General features: G+C 69.6%; 17 protein-coding genes and 1 pseudogene. 8 read left to right on the top strand and 10 right to left on the bottom strand.

Going from position 1 to position 21,437, the window contains the following annotated elements; translation table 11 throughout:
- Both J3476_RS15050 and J3476_RS15045 read left to right on the top strand, forming a co-directional pair.
- A pseudogene (locus tag J3476_RS15050) lies at positions 1-299 on the top strand (hypothetical protein); the annotation flags it as partial.
- Positions 284-826 (top strand): GNAT family N-acetyltransferase, encoded by a 543-nt coding sequence (locus J3476_RS15045; protein WP_207067228.1) that lies wholly within the window; start codon positions 284-286, stop codon positions 824-826. The pseudogene J3476_RS15050 and the gene J3476_RS15045, both read left to right, overlap by 16 nt.
- Here J3476_RS15045 and zapE read toward each other — a convergent pair.
- Positions 802-1,851: a cell division protein ZapE gene (gene zapE / locus J3476_RS15040; RefSeq protein ID WP_207067227.1), complete on the bottom strand. Its 1,050-nt coding sequence runs from the start codon at positions 1,849-1,851 to the stop codon at positions 802-804. The genes J3476_RS15045 and zapE overlap by 25 nt on opposite strands.
- Before the next feature lie 34 nt (positions 1,852-1,885).
- Here zapE and J3476_RS15035 point away from each other — a divergent pair, with 34 nt between their 5' ends.
- From J3476_RS15035 to msrB, 4 genes are all read left to right on the top strand, one after another.
- Positions 1,886-2,674, top strand: coding sequence for a pyrimidine reductase family protein (locus tag J3476_RS15035; RefSeq protein WP_207067226.1), 789 nt, complete (start codon positions 1,886-1,888; stop codon positions 2,672-2,674).
- A 23-nt stretch (positions 2,675-2,697) separates the two neighbouring features.
- Positions 2,698-4,254 carry an alpha/beta fold hydrolase gene (locus J3476_RS15030; RefSeq protein WP_207067225.1) on the top strand — a complete coding sequence of 519 codons (1,557 nt, stop codon included), beginning with the start codon at positions 2,698-2,700 and terminating at the stop codon, positions 4,252-4,254.
- A 73-nt stretch (positions 4,255-4,327) separates the two neighbouring features.
- Positions 4,328-5,608: a glycosyltransferase family 87 protein gene (aftC, locus tag J3476_RS15025; protein ID WP_207067224.1), complete on the top strand. Its 1,281-nt coding sequence runs from the start codon at positions 4,328-4,330 to the stop codon at positions 5,606-5,608.
- A 10-nt stretch (positions 5,609-5,618) separates the two neighbouring features.
- Positions 5,619-6,059 carry a peptide-methionine (R)-S-oxide reductase MsrB gene (gene msrB / locus J3476_RS15020; protein ID WP_207067223.1) on the top strand — a complete coding sequence of 147 codons (441 nt, stop codon included), beginning with the start codon at positions 5,619-5,621 and terminating at the stop codon, positions 6,057-6,059.
- Here the strand turns inward: msrB and J3476_RS15015 are convergent.
- The 5 genes from J3476_RS15015 to hemE all read right to left on the bottom strand — a co-directional run bounded on the left by J3476_RS15015 (position 6,011) and on the right by hemE (position 13,805).
- A complete protein-coding gene (locus tag J3476_RS15015; protein WP_207067222.1) occupies positions 6,011-7,891 on the bottom strand; it encodes an EAL domain-containing protein in 1,881 nt (626 codons plus the stop codon). The two genes, msrB and J3476_RS15015, sit on opposite strands and share 49 nt — an antisense overlap.
- Before the next feature lie 227 nt (positions 7,892-8,118).
- Complete coding sequence (locus J3476_RS15010) at positions 8,119-10,458, bottom strand: bifunctional diguanylate cyclase/phosphodiesterase (RefSeq protein ID WP_207067221.1); 2,340 nt, start codon at positions 10,456-10,458, stop codon at positions 8,119-8,121.
- Positions 10,459-10,638: 180 nt separating this feature from the next.
- Entirely contained in the window at positions 10,639-11,343 is a 705-nt protein-coding gene (gene hemQ, locus J3476_RS15005; RefSeq protein ID WP_207067220.1) for a hydrogen peroxide-dependent heme synthase, read from the bottom strand.
- A 42-nt stretch (positions 11,344-11,385) separates the two neighbouring features.
- Positions 11,386-12,744, bottom strand: a complete 1,359-nt coding sequence (locus J3476_RS15000) for a protoporphyrinogen oxidase (RefSeq protein ID WP_207067219.1) — start codon at positions 12,742-12,744, stop codon at positions 11,386-11,388.
- Complete coding sequence (gene hemE / locus J3476_RS14995) at positions 12,741-13,805, bottom strand: uroporphyrinogen decarboxylase (protein ID WP_207067218.1); 1,065 nt, start codon at positions 13,803-13,805, stop codon at positions 12,741-12,743. The genes J3476_RS15000 and hemE overlap by 4 nt, the downstream gene beginning before the upstream one ends.
- 85 nt (positions 13,806-13,890) lie before the next feature.
- On the opposite strand from hemE, the gene J3476_RS14990 reads away from it, so the two are divergent.
- Together J3476_RS14990 and J3476_RS14985 are read left to right on the top strand one after the other, a co-directional pair.
- The gene (locus tag J3476_RS14990; protein ID WP_152516859.1) at positions 13,891-14,472 is read left to right on the top strand and encodes a DUF3000 domain-containing protein; all 582 of its coding nucleotides are present in this window, start codon (positions 13,891-13,893) and stop codon (positions 14,470-14,472) included.
- Positions 14,473-14,477: 5 nt separating this feature from the next.
- A complete protein-coding gene (locus J3476_RS14985) occupies positions 14,478-15,770 on the top strand; it encodes a ribonuclease D (RefSeq protein ID WP_207067217.1) in 1,293 nt (430 codons plus the stop codon).
- On the opposite strand, the gene J3476_RS14980 is transcribed toward J3476_RS14985, so the two are convergent.
- The 4 genes from J3476_RS14980 to J3476_RS14965 are packed head-to-tail and all read right to left on the bottom strand — an operon-like array spanning position 15,757 to position 21,430.
- Positions 15,757-17,919, bottom strand: a complete 2,163-nt coding sequence (locus tag J3476_RS14980; protein ID WP_207067216.1) for a thiamine pyrophosphate-dependent enzyme — start codon at positions 17,917-17,919, stop codon at positions 15,757-15,759. The two genes, J3476_RS14985 and J3476_RS14980, sit on opposite strands and share 14 nt — an antisense overlap.
- Before the next feature lie 15 nt (positions 17,920-17,934).
- Complete coding sequence (locus tag J3476_RS14975) at positions 17,935-19,128, bottom strand: acyl-CoA dehydrogenase family protein (RefSeq protein ID WP_207067215.1); 1,194 nt, start codon at positions 19,126-19,128, stop codon at positions 17,935-17,937.
- 25 nt (positions 19,129-19,153) lie between these two features.
- A complete protein-coding gene (locus tag J3476_RS14970; RefSeq protein WP_207067214.1) occupies positions 19,154-20,389 on the bottom strand; it encodes an amidohydrolase family protein in 1,236 nt (411 codons plus the stop codon).
- Positions 20,390-21,430: an FUSC family protein gene (locus tag J3476_RS14965; protein WP_207067213.1), complete on the bottom strand. Its 1,041-nt coding sequence runs from the start codon at positions 21,428-21,430 to the stop codon at positions 20,390-20,392. It lies immediately after the preceding gene.
- Positions 21,431-21,437: the final 7 nt, after the last annotated feature.

The raw sequence follows: 21,437 nt of genomic DNA, 5'->3' as shown, positions 1-21,437 counted from the left end.
CTCGCGCCCCGCGCTATCAGGTGTTCCGCGCCGACGTCACGATCACACCCATCCAGCTACCGACGCCCTACGCCATGGCGATCACGTTCCAGTTCCGCGGCGTCACCCCGACCGGCGACGCCTACGAACCGCGCAACAGCGATGCGCCCGACGCGTTGCAGTTCGGCATGGCCAACGCGCAGGTCGGCCAGACGTTCAGCGGCGGGGTGTGGTGGGACTGCTACCGCGACCTCGTGTCCAACGTCGTCCTGCTCGACAAGCTCACCGGCATCCGGCTCGCGCAGTGGAATGTCGCCTGACCCTTCAGATCGACAGGGCCACAACGGAACTGGCCGACGCCCTCGCTGAGGTCGCGGCACGGACGTTCCCGTTGGCCTGTCCACCGTCGAGCACCTCCGAGGACATCGACGCGTTCATCGCGGAGAACCTGTCTGCTGACCGCTTCGCCCACTACCTCACCGACCCCGAGCGCACGGTGCTGGCCGCCCGCCGCGACGGACGGATCCTCGGCTATGCGATGACCGTGCGGGGGGTTCCCGACGACCCCGACGTCCAGCGCGCCGTGCCGCTGCGCCCGGCCGTCGAACTGTCCAAGATGTACGTGCTACCCGAGTGCCACGGCGCCGGGGTGTCGGCCGCGCTGATGGACGCGGTGGTGCGCTACGCGTCGGCGCAGCACGCGGCCTGTGTCTGGCTGGGGGTCAATCAGCAGAACCTTCGCGCGCAACGCTTTTACGGCAAGCACGGATTCGAGATCGCCGGTACGAAGACCTTCCACCTCGGCGCCGAGGTGGAGCACGACTATGTGATGGTGCGCCCGGCGTGACCGGCGGCGGTCAACGCCAACAGCCGTGACGTGGCGCGCAGGTACTTCTTGCGGAACCCGCCGGCGAGCATCTCGTCACTGAACACGGTGTCCAACTTCGCGCCCGACGCGACGACCGGGATGCCGGCGTCGTAGAGCCGGTCGGTCAGCGACACCAGCCTCAGTGCGACGTTCTGGTCGTCGAGGGGATGCACGCCGGTGATGAACACCGCGGTGACACCCTCGATCAGCGTCAGGTAGCGAGACGGGTGCATGGTCGCCAGATGCGCACACAGCCCGTCGAAGTCGTCCAGCGTGGCCCCCGGCACCGCTGCGGCGCGACCAGCCACCTCGGCGTCACTGGGCGGTTGCGGCGCCGGCGGCAGATCACGGTGCCGGTAGTCCGGCCCTTCGATCCGCACGGTCGTGAACATCGCTGCCAGCGTGTGGATTTCGCGCAGGAAGTCCTGTGCGGCGAAGCGGCCCTCCCCCAGCTGCTCGGGCAGTGTGTTGGAGGTCGCCGCCACCGAGACACCCCGTTCGACCAGAGCGGACAGCAGCCGCGAGATCAGCGTGGTGTTGCCGGGGTCGTCGAGCTCGAACTCGTCGATACAGACCAGCACGTACTCCGACAACAACTCGATGCACTCGACGAACCCGAACACACCCGCCAACTGGGTCAGCTCACCGAAGGTGGCGAATGCCCGCTTGGCGTTCGAGTCCTGGCCGACCTGGTAGTACGACGACGCGAGCAGATGGGTCTTGCCGACGCCGAAACCGCCGTCCAGGTACACCCCCACCCCGGGCAGCACCTCCCGCTTGCCGAACAACTTCTTCTTGCCGGCCCGCCGGGTCACGGCCTGGTCGCAGAACTGCCGGCACGCCTGCACCGCGGCAGCCTGCGACGGCTCGGCCGGATCGGGGCGGTAGGTGTCGAAACCCACATCGGCGAACGTGGGCGGCGGAACCAGCTGAGCGATCAGTCGTTCTGGAGTGACGCTCGGGTGCCGGTCGACCAGATGTGCGACATCGCTGGGCCCGTGCATGCAGGCACCTTAACGGCGTGCTGTGATTCTGCGTATGTCCGAACACGGCGACGGGACGCAGTTCACACTCCTGGGCGGCGTCGACGCTGTCGACGCCGGGGACCTGTCAGCGCACTACGGCTATCCCGACAATCTGACCCGATGCTGGGTGCGGGGCAACATGATCACGTCTGTCGACGGCGCAGCCACCAGCGGCGGCAAGTCCGGCGCGCTCGGCGGAGACGCCGACCGCGCGGTGTTCGGTGCGCTGCGCGCCCTGGCCGACGTCATCGTCGTCGGGGCGTCGACCGCACTGGTGGAGGACTATTCGGGGGTCCGCCTCAGCGCCGCCGATCGCGAGGCGCGGCGCCGGCGCGGACAAGCCGAGGTGCCGCCCATCGCCGTGCTGACCCGGTCCGGCCGGCTCACCCGGGACGCGCCGCTGTTCCAGCGCACCGAGGTCGCACCGCTCGTGCTGACCAGCACCGAGGCCGCCGGCGAGGCACGCAGCCACCTCGGTGAGCTCGCCGAGGTCATCGACGCGTCCGGCCCCGACCCCGCGTCGGTGGATCTGCACGCCGCGCTGCACGCGCTGGCCCAGCGCGGATTGCTGCGCGTGCTGACCGAGGGCGGACCCGGCGTTATGGGCATGTTCACCGACGCCGACCTGCTCGACGAGTTGTGCCTGACGGTGGCACCAGTGCTGGTCGGCGGCAAGTCGGGGCGCATCGTCGCCGGTGCCGGTGAGGTGCAGGCCACCCTGCGGCTGGACCGCGTGCTCACCGATTCCGAGGGCTTTCTGTGCCTGCGCTACAGCCGGGCTCGCCGCGGGCCGGCCGACTGACGGCGATCAGTACTGTGGTCGGCATGCGTTTGCGTGTGGGAGCGGTGCTGGCGGTTGCGCTGAGCACGGCGCTGGCCGGGTGCGCGCCCGGGCTCGCGGCCAATCCTCGCTATGCCACCGACTCCGGGGCGGGCCCGCAGGGCGCCCCCGAAACCACCACTCAAGCCTCCGGGCCGCCGGCCGTGGAAGCCCCCAAGAACGAGCTGTCCTGGCAGGACTGCACGTCGCGGGTGTTCAGCGCCGCGGCCGTCGACCCGATCCCCGGCGTGGCCCTGGAATGCGCCAGCTATGACGCCGACCTCGACCCCATCGCCGGTGCCAGTGGCACCGTCAACATCGGGGTGGTCCGGGCCCGGTCCAGCGACACCCCCGCCGACGCCGGGCCTCTGGTCATGACCACCGGCTCGGATTTGCCCACCTCGGAGCAGTTGCCGGTGTGGCTGTCGCGGTCGGGCATCGAGGTGCTCAGCAGCCACCCGGTGGTCTCGGTGGACCGGCGCGGCATCGGGATGTCCGGAGCGCTGGATTGCCGGGACAGCTTCGACCGCCAGGAGATGTTCGACCAGGTCCAGTTCCAGGCCGGTGACGACCCGGTCGCCAACCTGCGCGAGATCACCATGACCGCCACCACCAGCTGTACCGACGCGATCGCCCCCGGCGACTCCGCCTACGACAACGCGCACGCCGCCGAAGACCTCGAACGCCTGCGCACCACCTGGGATGTGCCCGCACTCGCCCTGTTCGGTATCGGTAACGGCGCCCAGGTGGCGCTGGCCTACGCCGGCTCCCACCCCAACAAGGTGGCCCGGCTGGTCCTGGACTCACCGCTGCCGCTGGGCATCGCCGACGAGGCAGCGACCGAGCAGCGCGTCAAGGGCGAGCAGGCAGCACTCGAGGCCTGGGCTGCGCAATGTGTGGCGGCCAACTGCCCGCTGGGCGCCGACCCGACGGCCGCCGTCGACGCGCTGCTCTCCGACGCCCGCGCCGGTCGCGGGCCCGGTGGCGCGTCGGTCGCCGCGGTCACCAGCGCGATCTCGACGGCCCTGGGATATCCGCGCGGGGACCGCATCACCGCGGGCAATGAGCTCGCGCTGGCCATCTCCGATGCCCGCGCCGGCGACAGCGCCCGATTCAACGCCCTGATCAGCGAGGCCGAGCAGCTGCGCTACACCGACGGGCAGTTCGTCAACCGGTGCAGCGACGCGCTGGCCCGCCCCACGCCCGACCGGGTCCGCGAACTCGTGGTGGCCTGGGGGCGGGAGTATCCGCAGTTCGGCACCGTGGGCGCACTGGACATGGTCAAGTGCCTGAACTGGCCGAGCGCTTCACCGCCCGAGGAGCCCGGTGGTCTGGAGATCCCGACGCTGCTGCTGGGCGTGCAACACGACCCGATCGTCGGCAACGAGGGCGTCGCTGCCGTGGCGGCCACCGCGATCAACGCCGGGTCCTCCAACCGCCGGGTCCTGTGGCAGGGCACCGGGCACGGCGCCGCGATCTACTCGGCATGCGCGCTGCCCCCGGTGATCACCTACCTGCAGAGCGGTCAGTTGCCGGACTCGGACATCTACTGCCCCGCCTGACACCCCGCCGCCCGCACACCTGTGACCGCATGTCTGCGCTCGGCGCGCCGGGGGCGTCGGGTACGGTGCGCAGGTGCGTGATCTTGTCCTGACCGCCTTCCGGCCTCGCACCTCCCCACCCGACGCCGCCACGGTTCTGCGTTCGGTGCTGTGGCCGCTGGCCATCATGGCGGTCATCCATCGCAGCTATGTGTTGGTCGCCAACCGCTGGATCACTGACGACTTCGCACCGGTCTACCGCGCGGCGGTGCATTTCAAGCTCGGGCGCGACATCTACGACGAGAACTTCACCTGGGTCGATCCGCACTATCTGTATCCGCCGGGCGGAACTCTGGTCATGGCGCCGTTCGGCTACCTGCCCGAAGAGGCGTCGCGGAACTGGTTCATCTTCTTCAACACCGTGGCCATCGTGCTCGCCGGATACTTCCTGCTGCGGCTGTTCAACTTCACCCTCGCCTCCGTGGCCGCCCCGGCGCTGCTGCTGGCGATGTTCTGCACCGAGAATGTCACCAACACCTTGGTGTTCGGCAACATCAACGGCGTCATCCTGCTGTTCGAGGTGCTGTTCCTGCGCTGGCTGCTGGACGGTGACCGCAGCCACGAGTGGTGGGCCGGGGTGTCGATCGGGCTGACGCTGGTCGTCAAACCCCTGCTGGCGCCCCTGCTCCTGCTGCCCCTGGTCAACCGGCAGTGGCGCGCTCTGGTGACCGCCTTCGCGGTGCCCGCCGTGTTCAATGTCGTGGCGTGGCCGCTGATCAACGACCCGATGAGCTTCGTCACCCGCACCGTGCCGTACATCTTCTCCACGCGGGACTACTTCAACAGCTCGATCCTGGGCAACGGCATCTATTACGGGTTGCCGATGTGGCTGATCATGGCGTTGCGGGTGGCGTTCGCGGTCCTGGGCGTGGCCGCGCTGTGGCTGCTCTACCGCTACTACCGCAGCCGCGACCCGTTCTTCTGGATGCTCACCTCGTCGGGTGTCCTGCTGCTCACTTCATGGCTGGTGCTGTCGCTGGGTCAGGGCTACTACTCGATGATGCTGTTCCCGTTCCTGATGACGGTGGTGCTGCCCAATTCGGTCATCCGCAGCTGGGTCGCCTGGCTGGCGATCTACGGGTTCACCACGATGGATCGGTGGTTGATGTGGAAGTGGCCGACCACCGGCCGCGCGATCGAGTACCTGAAGATCACCTACGGCTGGTCGCTGCTGCTGGTGGTGGTGTTCTCCGTGCTGCTGTTCCGCTACCTCGACGCGCGCGAGGACGGCAGGCTCGACGACGGGATCGACCCGCCCTGGATGTCGCCCGAACCGCAGCCCGCGGGCAACTCCGCCCGCGCGGGCGACGGGTAGCCTGGACGCCATGACAGCGACAGGTTCGGGCCACGATGCCAGGCAAGGCCCCAAGCTGGTGCTCAGCGACGACGAATGGCGCCGCCGCCTCGATCCTCAGGAGTTCGAGGTGCTGCGCCGCGCGGGCACCGAACGCCCGTTCACCGGTGAGTACACCGACACCAAGACCGAAGGCGTCTATCAGTGCCGCGCCTGTGGAGCAGAGTTGTTCCGCAGCACCGAGAAGTTCGAATCCCATTGCGGCTGGCCGTCGTTCTTCGACCCCGCCGACTCCGACGCGGTGATCCTGCGTGCCGACGATTCCCTGGGCATGCGTCGGGTCGAGGTGTTGTGCGCCAACTGCCACAGCCACCTCGGCCACGTCTTCGAGGGCGAGGGCTACCCCACGCCCACCGACCAGCGCTACTGCATCAACTCGATCTCGCTGCGGCTGGTGCCGTCGCAGACGTAGCGGCCGCGCTTGTGCGCCGACAGCAGCGCCACCGTGTCGGCAGCCGGCAGAGGCCGGCTGTAGAGGTAGCCCTGCCCGACGTCACACCCGAACTCCCGTAGGCGTTCTGCGGTCGCCGCATTCTCGACGCCCTCGGCCACCGGGGTGATGCCCAGGGCATGAGCCAGGTTGACCACCGACCGTACGATCTCGGCCGAGGTCGGCTGGGTGAGAACCGGCGCGACGAACTCCTTGTCGAGTTTGATCTCGTCGACCGGGAACTCGCGCAGGTACCACAGCGCCGAGTAGCCGCTGCCGAAGTCGTCGATCGCCACTCGAATCCCGTTGCTGCGCAAGGTGTTGAGGACCGATCGAGTCCTGTCCATGTCGGCCAGCAGCAGGTCCTCGGTGATCTCCACGGTCAGCGCCTGCGGGCTCAGCCCGCGAGCCTGCAGGGCGCCCATGATCCGGTCGGGCAGCGCGGGATCGCTGACTGCCGGGGCGAACACGTTGACCGCCACCGGCACCCCGACGCCGCGGCGGTACCACTCAGCGGCCTCGTCGAGCGCCAGCTCGAGGACGACGGTGGTCATCGAGCGCATCAGCCCGTGCTGACGCACCAGAGGCAGGAACCGGTCCGGCTCGAGCAGGCCACGCCGCGGGTGCGGCCAGCGGATGAGTGCCTCCATACCGACGATCGCCGCGCCCCGAATGTCGACCTTGGGCTGGTAGAACATGGTCAGTTCGCCGTGGTCGATGGCGTGCCGCAACTCGCCGAGCAGGCGCGCCGCATCCGGCACGTCGTCCGCGTCCGGATTCGCCGCGGGCTCCGGCCCGGCCGCCGGGTCCGCTCCGTTCGCCGGCCCGGCCATCCGCTCACCCCGCGCCTGGTCGGCGAACTCGAGAAGCAGACGCCGGTTCTCGCCGATGACCAGGAACTGGCGGACCATCACCGCGAACACGGCGACCGCGGCCCCGACGAACACCGGTTCCATCCCGTCGATGAGCGCGGGCGCGCACAACACGGTCGCGGTGGCGACGGTCGCATACGGCAGCCAAGTCGACGTGCGGGAGGGGGCGAGGTGGTCGCCGTCGGCCTCACCCCGGTCGGCTCCGGGCATTGACAGCGCGCCCAGACCGATCGCGACGAAGCCCAGCACCCAGCCCACCGCGGTCTCCTGAGGACCCCACACCTCCCGGGTGGCGGCGAAGTACGCGTAGGCGGTGTCCGATGCGGCGATCAGCACCAGACCACCGGCCAGCAGCGACAACTCGGGACGTCGGTGGGCGGGCGCCCGGACCAGTAGCAGCACCGCGACGGCGACGAAGACGATGTCACCCACGGGATAGACCAGCGACCACGCGGTGGACATCGGGTCGCTCGACCGGACGCGGTAGACGTCGTCCAACACCGCCACCCAGGCCACGCCGAACAGGGCGGCGGCAACGGTGAGTCCATCGAGCATCAGTCGCAGGCGCGCTCCGGGCGACTGGGCGGTCAGCAGGAAGACCAGGCACACCCCGGCACCGGCGAGGAAGAGCAGATAGCCCACGCTGGACCACCAGGGCAGAGGTGTCTGGTGTGCCGCGAGCCGGGACACGCTCCATCCGGCGGCGCCCACCGCCCACCCTGCAGTGCCCAGCGCCATGCAGGCCCATGCGCTACGTTCGCGGCCGCTGCGCCGGTACGCCGCCAGCGCCGAGCACACCGCGGCGAACAACGAGAACCCGACGAGTCCCGCCTCGCCCGCCACCCGCGACGACGGGTCGGCGGCCCCACCGAACAGCAGCCAGACGGCATAGCCCACGCCCGCGACCGTGACACCGAGCGTCACCCCTCGCCGGCTCGACATGCGCGGATTCTAGCAATTCACCATCGGCGACTCGTGCCAGAACCCGCCTGCCGAATCGATTTGCTATCGGTTCAGCAGCTCACCGAGTCGGAGGTATACGTGCATTTCAGCAGGTTGATCCAGTACATGCAGCATTTGCGCCGGCGTCAACGTAGTTCCCGCTTCTGTTGAATCAGCAAAGGATGACTCAGCTGGTCAGCGGACGCTCTGGGCAGTGGGAGCTCTGGTCAGTGGACGCTGTCACCGGCCTCCTCCGAAGCCAACCGTCGGGTTTGAACCAGTTCCAGGACCGCGTCCGCCGACAACGGCTTGCTGAAGTGGTAGCCCTGAGCGATGGTGCACCCGTAGTCGAGCAACCGCTGCGCGGTCTGGACATTTTCGACACCCTCGGCCACCGGGGTGATGGCGAGTGCATGGGCGAGGTCGATGACGGCCCGCACGATGGCCGCCGACGGAGCATGGGTCAGGATCGGCGCGATGAAATGTCTGTCCAGTTTGAGCTCGTCGACCGGGAATTCGCGCAGGTACCACAGCGCCGAGTAGCCACTGCCGAAGTCGTCGATCGCGACGCGGATCCGGTGCTCGCGCAGCATCCTCAGCACCACCCGCGTCTTGGCCAGGTTATCCAGCAGCAGGTCCTCGGTGATCTCGACGGTCAGCATCTCCGGCGGCAGACTCCGGTGGTCGAGCGCCGACGACAGCTGACGGGGCAAGCCCAGGTCGCCCACCGCGGGGGCGAACACGTTGATGGCCACGGGCAGTTCGGCGCCCGCCGCCCACCACTGCGCCGCGTCGTCGAGCGCGCGGTCCAGCACAGCAGAGGTCACCGACCGCATCAGCCCGTGCTGGCGCACCAGCGGCAGGAATTGGTCGGGGGTCAACATCCCGCGGTGCGGATGCGGCCAGCGCACCAACGCCTCCAGCCCCACCACCGTCCCACACTGCAGGTCGAACTTGGGTTGGTAGACCACGCTCAACTCGCCGTGGTCCAAGGCCCCCCGCAGGTCACGCAGCAGCCGCAGCGACGCCCGTCCGGCGACACCGGTGTCGCTGCCCCGTACCGGCACCGGGGCTGACACCGCCGGATCCTCGCCCCACTGCAGCTCCATCTCCGGACTGAACGTGAACGGCGTGCTGGCCTGGGCCCGCTTGGCGCTGTACATGGCGACATCGGCCTGCTTGAGCAGATCCTCGACCGTCAGGGTGGCGCTGTCCGGCGTCGCGATGGCCAGTCCGACGCTGGGGCGCACCAACAGATCCTGACCGTCGATCAGGAACGGCCGGTCGAATGCGGCCACCACCTGGTGTGCCACCGCCCGGGAGGCGTCGGGGTCGCCCTCCATCAGCACCGCGAATTCGTCGCCGCCGAGGCGGGCGACGGTGTCACTGGCCCGCACCGCATTGTTGAGGCGTTCGGCCACCCGCGCCAGGATGGTGTCGCCGGCCGGATGGCCGAGGCTGTCGTTGACGAGCTTGAAGTCGTCGAGGTCGATCAGCAGCACTGCGACCGCTCGGGCTTCGCGCTTCTGCAGCGCCATCGCGTGGGTGAGCCGGTCGATGAACAGGGTGCGGTTGGCCAGGCCCGTCAAGGGGTCGCGCAACGCCCGGTCGGAGACCTCGGCCAGCAGCCCGCGGTTGTCCCTGAGTACCAGCATCTGGCGCAGCATCACCGCCAGAATCGTCAGCGCGCCGACGATGTAGAGCGGCCCCAGACGCGGGATCATGATCGGTGCGCAGATCACCACCACCGCCGTCACCGGCACAAACGGCATCCACATGGAGGCGGGCGAGAAGACCGTCGGCGGTTTCGCCGGCAGGGCGGCCGCTCGTGCGCGGGTCGCCAGGGCCGCGGCACCGATGGCGATGAATCCGTAGACATAGCCCAGGGAGATCGCTTCGCGGTAGACGCCTTCGACCGTGGTGAGGTAGGCGTAGGCGACGTCGGCGATCCAGATCGAGATCAACCCGACAGTCAGCATCGCCAACGGCCGGCGTTCTGTCGGCGAGGCCCGCACGAGCAGCAGCAGTGCGATCGTCACGACCGCGACCCCGGTGACCGGGTACATCAGCACGAGCACCAGCGCGAACCAGTCCATCGCCTTGGCCGCGTAAACCGTCGCCAGCAGCCCCACCCAGACGGCCCCGAACAACGCGCCGGCGACAACGACCGCATCGAGGAGCACCCGCAGCATCGTCGAACGGGGGTAGTCGCGCAGCATGACGAGCAGGGCCAGGCCGGCGCCCACGGGCATCAGCGCATAGCCGACGTCGGCCACCGACTGGAACGGCGGGACCTCGTTGGTCAGCCCGTTGTAGGTCCAGACCAGTTGGCCGGAGGCGAACCCGCAGAGCCCGACGGCGATCCACCACCAGGCCACCCGACGTCGTCCGTGCAGGCGTCGCGCAGCCGCCCCGGCACACACGGCGGCCGACAGAGCGACCAGCATCACCACCACGTCGTTGACGACGCGAACCGCCGGCAGGGTGCTCCACCTGCTCAACTGCAGAACAGAGAAAGCTCCCGCCGACACAGCGATGACGCTCACCGCTGCCCTGGGGCTCAGCACCGGTCGATGCTAGCAACACCCCAGGGGGTAGCGCGCAGTAACTGACGTCACCGTCATATACATGCTGACGAGCGCGAAAGGCGGGTCGACGGGCAGGGTCAGCGAGGTGGCTGGACTCCTACGCCGGCACGCCGTCCATCGCGATCACGGAAGCCAACCGACCAGCAAACCCGGTCCCGGTCAGGGCAACGCGTGGATGAGCTGCTCGACCGACACCCGCGGCCCGGTGAAGAACGGCGTCTCCTCGCGCACGTGCCGACGCGCGTCCGTCGCCCGCAGATCCCGCATCAGGTCGACGATCCGGTGCAGTTCCGGCGCCTCGAAGGCCAGCAGCCACTCGTAGTCACCCAGCGCGAACGACGGAACGGTGTTGGCGCGCACGTCTTTGTAGTCGCGGGCGGCCATGCCATGCTCGGCCAGCATGCGGCGCCGCTCGTCGTCGGGCAGCAGATACCACTCCAGCGAGCGGACGAACGGATACACGCAGATGTAGGCGCCGGGCTCCTCACCGGCCAGGAACGCCGGAATGTGGCTCTTGTTGAACTCTGCCGGCCGGTGCAGGGCCACGTTGCTCCACACCGGATTCGACGCGCGCCCTAGCGTGGTGGAGCGGCGGAACTCGGCGTAGGTCGCCTGCAGGGCCTCGACGTTCTCCGCGTGCGTCCACATCATGAAGTCGGCATCGGCGCGCATCCCGGCCACGTCGTAGACGCCGCGCACCACAACGCCGTTGTCCTCCTGGCGCTTGAGGAACGTCGCGGTGTCCTGCACCACCGCCGCACGCGCATCCTCGTCGTACCCGAGTTCGCCAGGGCGCACGGCGAACACCGAGAACATGAGGTAGCGGATCGTGGAGTTGAGCGTGTCGTAATCGAGCTTGGCCATGCGCCCATCGTGCCACGCCCGAGGTGGCGCGCCGGGGGCTCGTCAGCCGGTGCGGACCAGCGCAGCCGCAGCCCTGGTGGCCGCCGCGACGCAGGCCGGCACCCCGATGCCGTCGAGGTAAGCGCCGGCCACCGCCAGCCTCGGCGGCAGCCCGGCGCGGATCCGGCCGACCACGTCGGCGTGGCCGGGCCCGTACTGCGGCATCGCGTCGATCCAGCGCACGACGCGCGACTCCACCGGTTGCACGTGAACGTCGAAGAGTTGCGCGAGGTCCTGCTCCGCCCAGGCCAGGAGTTCGTCGTCGCCGGCGCCACGGGCGATGTCGTCACCGAGTCGCCCGTAGGACAGGCGCACCATCTCGGTGCTGCCGCGCCTGCCCCATTTGCGAGACGACAACGTGACCGCCTTGGCGTGCAGCCGGGTGCGACCGGCCACGAGCACACCGGACTGCTCGGGCAACGGCGTGCCGCCGGGCAGTGCCAGCGCCACCACCGCGGCAGAGGCGACCGGGATGGTGGCGGCCGCAGCGGCACTCTCGGGCGCGAGGTCACCGATCAGCCCCGGTAACCGCGGGGCCGGCACCGCGAGCACCACGGCATCGGCCGGCCAGCGCTGCCCGTCGTCGTCGAGCACGTCCCACCCGCGCTGCGCCGGCATCACGGTGCGCACCCCGATCTGCGCCCAGCGCAGATCCGAGCGGCGCACCAGCTCGTCGAGCAGCACCGTGTAGCCGCCGTCGACGGCGCCGAACACCGACCCCGGGGCCGGTGGCGGCAACGCCGTGGTGACGGCCTCGGTGAGGTTGCGCGCACCGCGGTCCAAGGCGGTGGCCACCGTCGGCGCGGCCGCGCGGATGCCGATCGTGGCGGCCGAGCCCGCGTACACCCCGGCCAGCAAGGGGTCGACCGAGCGGATGACCACCTGCTCACCGAAACGATCGCCGACGAGTTCGGCCACCGTCGGGTCAGCACCGGTACGCCACGAGAACGGCCGGCGGGGTTCGTCGCGCATCCACTGGATGGTCGCGTCGTCCACCAGGCCCACCAGGGCGTCCGGCCGCGACGGGATGCCGTTGACGGTGTCCCTGGGCAGTGCGTGCAGGCGATCTTCGCTGTAGATCAGCGGGCGCGCCCCGGTGGTGGCGATCTGTTTGTCGGTCATGCCCAGCTCGGCCAGCAGCGCCGTCACCTCGGGCCGGCGGGCCACGAAGGCCTCGGCCCCCACGTCCAGCGGCTGCCCGGCGATGCGTTCCGTGCGCAGGACGCCACCGAGGCGGTCAGCGGGATCGAATACGGTGATCGACGCGTCCGGTCCGGCGGTCACCCGTAGCCGGTAGGCCGCGACGAGTCCTGAAATGCCCCCTCCGACAACGCAATAGCGCGGCCCGGTCGATGAGCTCACAGTTCGTGCACCAACGCGACCGCATCGGTGATCACCTCGGGGTCGGTGGCCGGCAGCACCCCGTGACCCAGGTTGAAGACGTGCCCGACCGCGCCCGCGTCGACCGCACGCCGACCGTCCTCGACCACCGCGCGCACTGCCCGCTCGACCACCGGCCAGCCCGACAGCAGCACCACCGGATCGAGGTTTCCCTGCAGCGCGCAACCGGGCCGGACCCGGCTCGCGGCGTCGGTCAGCGAGGTGCGCCAGTCCACGCCGACCACCGCAGGGGTGCCGTGTCCGACGACGGCCTCCGACATGGCCCCGAGCAGCTCGGCGGTACCCACCCCGAAATGCGTCATCGGCACACCGTGGCCGGCCAGCTCGGTGAACACCCGGGCACTGTGCGGCAGGACGTAGGCGCGGTAGTCGGCCAGCGACAACGTGCCGGCCCAGGAGTCGAACACCTGGATGGCGTCCACCCCGGCTTCGAGCTGAGTCCGCAGGAACGCGACCGTGACATCGGTCAGGGCCGTCATCAGCGCATGCCAGGTGTCGGTGTCGCCGAACATCATCGCCTTGGTGCGCTCGTGGTTGCGGCTCGGCCCGCCCTCGACCAGGTAGGACGCCAGCGTGAACGGCGCCCCGGCGAAACCGATGAGCGCAACGTCGCCCAGCGCGGCCGTGAGCTGGCTGATCGCCGTCGCGACCGGTGCGACCTGCTCGCCGTCCAACTCCCCGACGCCGGCGACGTCGGCGCGGCTGCGCACGGGATGGCCGATCACCGGACCCACGTCGGGCACGATGTCGACGTCGATCCCCGCGGCCCGGAGCGGCACCACGATGTCGGAGAACAGGATGGCGGCGTCGACGCCGTGCCTGCGCACCGGCTGCAGTGTGATCTCGGTGATCAGGTCGGCGTCGAAGCAGGCCTGCATCATGGTGTTCTTGGCCCGCAATGCCCGGTACTCGGGCAGCGACCGGCCGGCCTGCCGCATCATCCACACCGGCACCCGGTGGGGCTTGCGACCGGCCACGGCGGCCAGGTAAGGGGATTCGGGCAGCTCGCGGCGCGTGTTCATCGCCTCCTATGCTGCCATGTCCGACGCCGTCCGATTCGGCGCGCCATGAGCACAGACCAGGTGATATGGACTAGCGTCAGACGGCGTGACCTCCGCCGAACCCGCTCAGTTCCGCGACGCGGTGGCGGCGATGAATGCCACCACCGTGCGTCCGGAGATCGAGCTGGGCCCCATTCGGCCACCCCAGCGCCTGGCACCGTTCAGCTACGCCCTGGGCGCCGAGATCAAGCATCCCGAGACCGCGATCATCCCCGAACGCTCCGAAGGAGACGCCTTCGGGCGGTTGATCCTGCTGCACGACCCCGAGGGCGCCGAAGCCTGGGACGGCACGATGCGACTGGTCGCCTACATCCAGGCGGACCTCGACTCCAGCGAGGCGGTCGACCCGTTGCTGCCCGAGGTCGCCTGGAGCTGGCTGGTCGACGCGCTGGAACAGCGGGCCGAGCACGTCACCGCGCTCGGCGGCACCGTCACCGCCACCACCTCGGTGCGCTACGGCGACATCTCCGGACCGCCACGTGCGCATCAGCTCGAGCTGCGCGCGTCGTGGACCGCCACCGACGCCGAACTCGGCCCGCACGTGCAGGCGTTCTGTGAAGTGCTCGAGCATGCCGCGGGGCTACCTCCCGCCGGCGTGACCGATCTCGGTTCGCGGTCGCGCGCCTGAACTCGATGTCCGAGCCCGATACCGCCGGTTCCGTCGTGGAACCCGACGCCGACCAGCCCGAGGCCACCCCGCTGCTGAGGCCGCGCGACGGCGTGCCCGCCGTGTCGGCGAGCCGCGGTGAGATCGCCAGGGCCGCCGATCTTCTCGCGCACGGCACGGGGCCGTTCGCGGTGGACGCCGAGCGCGCCTCGGGTTTCCGTTACTCCAATCGCGCCTACCTGGTGCAGATTCGCCGCGCCGGTGCGGGCACGGTGCTGATCGACCCGGTCAGCCACGGCGGTGACCCGGTCGAGGTGCTGGCCCCGCTCGCGGATGTGCTCGCCACCGACGAGTGGGTGTTGCACGCCGCCGACCAGGATCTGCCGTGCCTGGCCGAGATCGGGATGAGGCCGACCTCGCTGTACGACACCGAGCTGGCAGGCCGGCTGGCCAACTACGACCGGGTGAACCTCGCCGCGATGGTCCAACGGCTGCTCGGTCTGCAACTCACCAAAGGCCACGGGGCGGCGGACTGGTCCAAACGACCACTGCCCGCCGACTGGCTCAACTACGCCGCCCTCGACGTCGAGGTGCTCGTCGAACTGCGCGACGCCGTCGACGACGTCCTCGCCGAGCAGGGAAAGACCGAGTGGGCACGCCAGGAGTTCGAGTTCCTGCGCACCTTCGAGGGGGCGCCCACCCGGCGGGACCGATGGCGACGCACCTCGGGCATCCACAAGGTCCGCAACCCCCGCGCGCTGGCCGCGGTGCGCGAACTGTGGACCACACGGGACCAGATCGCGCGGCGGCGGGACATCGCTCCCGGCCGGATCCTGCCCGACAGCGCCATCGTCAACGCAGCGACCGTGGATCCAGACAGCGTCGACAAGCTCACTGCCCTGCCCATTTTCGGCGGATCCCGGCAACGGCGCAGTGCACAGGTGTGGCTCGACGCGCTCGCCCGGGCCCGCGCGACCTCCGAACCACCCAGCTCAGCCGAACCCTCCAACGGTCCGCCACCGGCGTCGCGCTGGGCCCGCCGCAAGCCTGAGGCCGCGGCACGACTGGAAGCAGTCCGCTCCGGGCTGACCCACCTGGCCGAGCAACTCAACGTGCCTGCCGAGAACCTGCTGGCGCCCGACACCGTGCGCCGGCTGTGCTGGGACTGGGAACTGACCGGCCAGGGCGCAGACAGCCCCGCTGCCACGGCCGCGGCCGTCGAGGCGTTCCTGCGCGACTGCGGGGCGCGGCACTGGCAGCGCGACCTCACCGTTCCGGTGCTGACGGCCGCGCTGCAGGTCTCCCCTACCGACCGCTGACCAGTTTGATGGCCGCCGACTCGATGGTCTCTTCGGACAACAGCACCTCCAGTGCCGCATCACCGAGGGGGATGAAGCTGTCGTGGCTGGCCACCCGCGCCAGCGCTCCGGGGAAGCCGTGCTCGATCAACGCGGTGAGCACCCCCTCGCCGACACCGCCGCTCTCGCGGGTCTCGTCGACGACGAGCACCCGACCAGTGGCCTGCGACTCGGCCAGCATGTCCGTCACCGGCAATGGGGCCAGCCAACGCAGGTCGACCACGCGGGCTGCGATGCCCCGCTCGGCCAGTCGGCGCGCCACGCGCAGGCTCATCCGCAACCCGTTGCCGAACGTCATGATGGTCAGGTCGCGGCCGTCACCGTAGGTCCGGGCACTGCCGATCGGCACCACGCCGCCGTGATCGGTGGCCAGCCAGCCGTCGTCGCCGTCGTCGTGCAGGTCGCGGGTGTGGTAGAGCGCAATCGGCTCGAGGAACAGGCACACCACGCCCGCCGTGCGTGCGGCGATCACACACGACCGCATCATCGCCGCGGCGTCGTCGGGCCGCGCCGGGGAGGCCACCACGACACCGGGCAGGTCGCGGATCGCGGTGATCGAGTTGTCGTTGTGAAAATGCCCGCCGAAACCCTTCTGGTAACCGTATCCGGCGATCCGCACCACCATCGGGTTGCGGTACTGCCGGTTGGAGAAGAACTGCAGCGTGGCGCCCTCGCCGCGGATCTGGTCGGCGGCATTGTGCAGATAAGCCAGATACTGGATCTCCGGGATGGGCAGCAGCCCGCAGACGCCGGCGCCCAAGGCCAGTCCGAGGATCGACTGCTCGTCGAGCAGAGTGTCGAAAACCCTTGCTGCTCCTGCTTTTCCGGCCAGCCCCCGGGTCACGCCGTAGACACCGCCCTTACGGGCGACGTCCTCACCGAACAGCAACGCCTCGGGGTGGTCGGTCAACGTCTCGTGAAGCGCCCGGTTGATGGCCTGTGCCACCGTGAGCGCCGGCCCTTCGTTCCCGCGGTCCCCCCGGGACGCGGCCTCGCGGGTGGCCCGCACCGCGTCGTCGCGGGCCTCCCGCAGCGGTGTCATGACCGCATGCGGGCTGTCCAACTGCGGCAGCTCGGCGACGTCGGTGGCCAGCGCGAGCACGTCGGTGCGCTTCGCTTCGTAGGCGTCGAGAACCTCTGCGACGGTGCAGATCCCGGTCTCGACGAGAATCCGGGCGGTGCCCAGTAGCGGGTCACGTCCGTAGTCGGCGGTGATCTCGTCACCGCTGCGGTAGCCGGGCTCGTAATCGGACCCGGCGTGTCCCATGAGCCGCACCGTCCGCAGGTGCAGGAAAGCCGGCCGACGATGGGTACGCACGTACTCGGCGGCCCGCTGCGAAACGGTCAGCACTTCGGCCACGTCGGCGCCGTCGGCGGTGAAGTACTCCAGATCCGCACGGTTGCCGTAGGTACGCGCTATCCAGCCCTGCGGGGTGCGCACGCTGATGCCGATCCCGTTGTCCTCGCACACCAGCAGCAGCGGCATCGGCACACCTTGGTAGGCGGTGTGCATGGCCGCGTTGATCGCACCGACCGCCGTCGAGTGGTTGGCCGACGCGTCGCCGAAGCTGCACACCGCCAACGCGTCCGACGGCCAGGCACACTCGACACCCAGCTTGCGTGCGCGGGCGATGGAGAAGGCGACCCCGACCGCCCGCGGCAGGTGTGAGGCGATGGTCGAGGTCTGCGGGATGACGCTCAGATCGTGGCGGCCGAAGACCTTGTGCCGCCCACCGGAGATCGGCTCGTCGGTCGCGGCGACCAACCCGAGCAGCACATCGCGCAGCGGGTCACTTCCTTTGACCTGCCGTGCACGGGCGAGGTAGAAACCCCCGGAACGGTAGTGCAGCAGCGCAGGATCGCTCGGGCGCAACGCGGTGGCCACCGCCGCATTGCTCTCGTGCCCGGAGGAACCGATGGTGTAGAAGCCCTGGTTCCTCGATCGCAACCAGCGCGCAGCCAGGTCGAGATGACGACTGCCCAACTGTGCGTCGAACACCTCCAGACAGGTCTTCGGCGAGACACCGCGCAGCATGACGTCGGCATCGGCATGCGATGCGGTCAGCCCGGAGACGGCTCGGGTGAAGTACTCGTCGATCGGTTCGGCCACTGCGGCTCCTGGAGGTCAGCGGAACGCGGCGATACCGGTGAGCGCCTGCCCGATCATCAGGGTATGCATCTCACTGGTGCCTTCATAGGTCAACACCGATTCCAGGTTGTTGGCGTGGCGCATCACCGGATATTCCCCGGTGATGCCGCTCGCCCCGAGGATGGTGCGCGCCGTGCGGGCGATCGCGATGGCCTCCCGCACGTTGTTCAGCTTGCCCAGGCTCACCTCTTCGGGCCGCAGGCCGTCGGCGTCCTTGGTGCGGCCGAGGTGCAGCGCGAGCAGGAGGGCCTTGCCGTACTCGAGCGTCATGTCGGCGAGTTTCTGCTGGGTGAGCTGGAATCCGCCGATCGGCCGGTCGAACTGCATCCGTGACTGGGCGTAGCTCAACGCGGTCTCCAGGCAGTCCCGCGCGGCGCCCACGGCGCCGAACACGATTCCGAACCGGGCTTCGTTGAGGCAGCTCAGCGGAGCCCGCAGGCTCGTGGCGCCGGGGAGGCGGGCGCTGTCGGGGACTCGGACTCCGTCGAGAACGAGCTCGCTGGTGACCGAAGCGCGAAGGGACATCTTCGACTTGATGGTGTGCGCGGTGAAGCCCGGAGTGTCGGTCGGCACGGCGAAGCCCCGCACCCCGTCGTCGGTGCGGGCCCACACAATCGCCACGTCGGCCACCGACCCGTTGGTGATCCACATCTTGGTGCCGTCGAGAATCCAGTCGTCACCGGAACGTGAGGCGCGGGTCCGCATTCCGGCCGGGTTGGAGCCGAAGTCGGGCTCGGTGAGCCCGAAACAGCCGATCATGCGGCCTCGCGCCATCTCGGGCAGCCACTGCTGCTTCTGTTCTTCACTGCCGAAGGCGTGCAACGCGAACATCGCCAGCGAGCCCTGCACGCTGACCAGCGACCGGATGCCCGAGTCACCGGCCTCCAACTCCAGGCACGCCAGACCGTAGGCGGTCGCGGTGGTGCCGGCACATCCGTAACCCTGCAGATGCATGCCGAGCAGGCCGAGTTCGCCGAGTTCGGCGGCGAGCTCACGGACCGGAAGCTCGCCGTTCTCGTACCACGCCGCGATGTCCGGCGCGATGCGTCCTTTCACCAACGCGCGCACCGTATCCCGGATCTGACGTTCCTCGTCGTCGAGCATGCCGTCGACACGCAGCAGGACGTCCGGGGCGGTGGGGCCGCCGTTCTGGGTGGGCTGGCGGGACATCATGTCTCCTAACGGTCGAGGGGGATCAGCAGCAGCCGGACGCGTGCGCGCCGACAGGACGCGGTGGTGGTGAGGCCGGGCGCACGTCAGCGCCCCGCCAGCTCACCGATCGGCTTGGCGGCGGGGTCTGCTCGCTGCGGGTGGCGACCAGCGGTACCCCGTCGACGAGGACGCTCGCGATTCCGGGCAGGTCCCCCAGCGCAAACGAGTCCAGCGCGTCGGTGGCCGCCGACCCGGTGATCGGGCCGAGCACCAACAGATCCGCGGGTCGCCCTTCGGCGATCACCCCGGTGTCCAGGCCATGCGCCCGTGCCGTCTGTCCGGTCGCCGCCGCGACCGCCGCCACCGGGTCGACGCCGCACACCGAGGCCAGATAGCAGATGTTGCGCAGCATTCCGCGCGGGATGACACCGGTGCCGCCGGGGGTGTCGGTGCCGAGGGTGAGGCGGTCCAGTCTGTCTGCCCGGCGAAGCTCGTCCACCACGACCGTCGTGGCACGGTAGTTGTTGGAACTGCACACCTCGACGTGGGTGTCGGGCAGGCCGGCGATGATCGCGATGATGTCCGAATCCGGCGGGGGGATCGGGCCGCCGGAGATGTGGCCGACCACATCCGGCTCGACCGCTAGTACCACCTCTGCTCCGGCGACCCGGCTCGAACCCGACCGGGAGACCCCACCGGAGTGCAGTTTGACGGTCATCCCCCGCTCGTGCGCCCACCGCACGTACCGCTGGGCTTCGCCGTCGCCCAACCGGTTCCAGTCGTAGAAGATGAACTTCAGCTGGTCGATGCCCTCGCGGTGAGCCCGGTCGAAGTGTTCTTCGGTCATGCCAGGTACCAACAGCACGGTGCCGGCGTTGACTTTGACCCCGGACGGCCGCATGCGCCCGGTGGTGTGCTTGGAGGTGATCGCGATGCTCAGCACCAACTCCGGGGTGAGCGCGTCGAACGCCAGACCCGGAATGTGCAGTTCGCCGGCCGAGACCATCGAGGTGGTGCCGCCATGGAGGTAGTTGTGAATCCAGCCGACGGAGTTCTGCGCCGGAGTCCATTCACCGAAGGTCGGGTGGATGTGACCGTCGACCAGACCGGGCATGACTGTCAGTCCACCTGCAGAGAGCACGCGGTCGGGCGCACCGACGGTGGTCCCCACGCCGACGATGAGGCCGTCCTCGACGACGAGGGTCGTGTCACGGAGCGGGGCGATGTTCGCGTCGCCGTGCACCAGCAGCCCGATGTCCTCCACCAGCAGCGTGGTCACCTAGGACCTCCTCGATTGGATTTTGTATACACTATCCGACGAATCGCGCTGCGGGAAATCGGGTTCGGCGTCCGCCCGGCGCAGCCGGCCCAGAGCTGGAGCGCCGAACACCACCACCAGCACGATGACCGCGCCGACGAGGTTCATCGCCAGCCGGACGCCGCCCTCGTACCAGGGGAACAACGCCGGGTATTCGCTGATCACCAGCAGCACCGGTGGGCCGGTGACCGCCCACCACGTGTAGTTCACCGGGCGTAGCGCCATGGCGAGGGTGAACAACACCACGGTGAGGACCGCCACGACGGGCAGCGACGGGTGCGTGCCCAGCATCAGCGCGGCGATCAGCGCACCGACCGTGTTGCCCGACAACCGCTGCGCCAGAAGCAGTCCGGTGTCCCGCGCAACGGGTTGCACGGTCAGCACGACACTGGTCACCAGCCAATGGCCGCCGACCAGGTCATCGGGCAACAACCCGGCCGCCCCTACCGCGACGGCCACCGCGATGCCGACCCGGATCGCGTGGGGCCGGCGTTCCCGCCACGGCGCGCCGATCCGACCCGATGAGGGCGCGGGCAAGCCACGCCGGCGACACACGACCGTGCATCCGTACCACGCACTCCAGGCGGCCGGCACCACCAGTACACCGACGAGATACGGCACCAGCGAGGCGGCCCCGGGGTCGTCAGGGACGTCGATCGCGATCAGCACCACCGCCAACGCCGCGGTCGGACCCACCTCGACCAACAACGCACCGGCCACGGCCGCCACCACCGTCACCGCTGCCAGCGCCGGCGGATGGCCCGAGGTGAGCACCGCCAGGGTCGCTCCGACCAGGATCGCCAGGCCCCGCACTCCCATGGTGACGACCGCGGGACGCCACGCCACGGGAAGCGACGGTACCGCCGTCAGCACGAAACCCAGCCCCAGCGCCGACCCCAGCGCAGGTCGACCCGCCGCCGCCGTCACCCCGAGGATCGCCCCGAGGCCCACAGCAAGCCAGACGGCCATCCCCCAACGGCTGGGTCCGACGGGACGCAGCACCTCGGAA

The organism is Mycobacterium sp. PO1 (genome assembly GCF_017312405.1).
Classification (GTDB): Bacteria; Actinomycetota; Actinomycetes; order Mycobacteriales; family Mycobacteriaceae; genus Mycobacterium.
This window is presented reverse-complemented; position numbering and strand designations above follow the sequence as displayed.

What these genes read in the sequence shown, in the direction of transcription:
- zapE (WP_207067227.1), bottom strand. Translation starts at nt 1,851, where the DNA reads ATGCACGGGCCCAGCGATGTCGCACATCTGGTCGACCGGCACCCGAGC.
- J3476_RS15035 (WP_207067226.1), top strand. Translation starts at nt 1,886, where the DNA reads ATGTCCGAACACGGCGACGGGACGCAGTTCACACTCCTGGGCGGCGTC.
- J3476_RS15030 (WP_207067225.1), top strand. Translation starts at nt 2,698, where the DNA reads ATGCGTTTGCGTGTGGGAGCGGTGCTGGCGGTTGCGCTGAGCACGGCG.
- msrB (WP_207067223.1), top strand. Translation starts at nt 5,619, where the DNA reads ATGACAGCGACAGGTTCGGGCCACGATGCCAGGCAAGGCCCCAAGCTG.
- J3476_RS15015 (WP_207067222.1), bottom strand. Translation starts at nt 7,891, where the DNA reads ATGTCGAGCCGGCGAGGGGTGACGCTCGGTGTCACGGTCGCGGGCGTG.
- hemQ (WP_207067220.1), bottom strand. Translation starts at nt 11,343, where the DNA reads ATGGCCAAGCTCGATTACGACACGCTCAACTCCACGATCCGCTACCTC.
- hemE (WP_207067218.1), bottom strand. Translation starts at nt 13,805, where the DNA reads ATGAACACGCGCCGCGAGCTGCCCGAATCCCCTTACCTGGCCGCCGTG.
- J3476_RS14985 (WP_207067217.1), top strand. Translation starts at nt 14,478, where the DNA reads ATGTCCGAGCCCGATACCGCCGGTTCCGTCGTGGAACCCGACGCCGAC.
- J3476_RS14975 (WP_207067215.1), bottom strand. Translation starts at nt 19,128, where the DNA reads ATGTCCCGCCAGCCCACCCAGAACGGCGGCCCCACCGCCCCGGACGTC.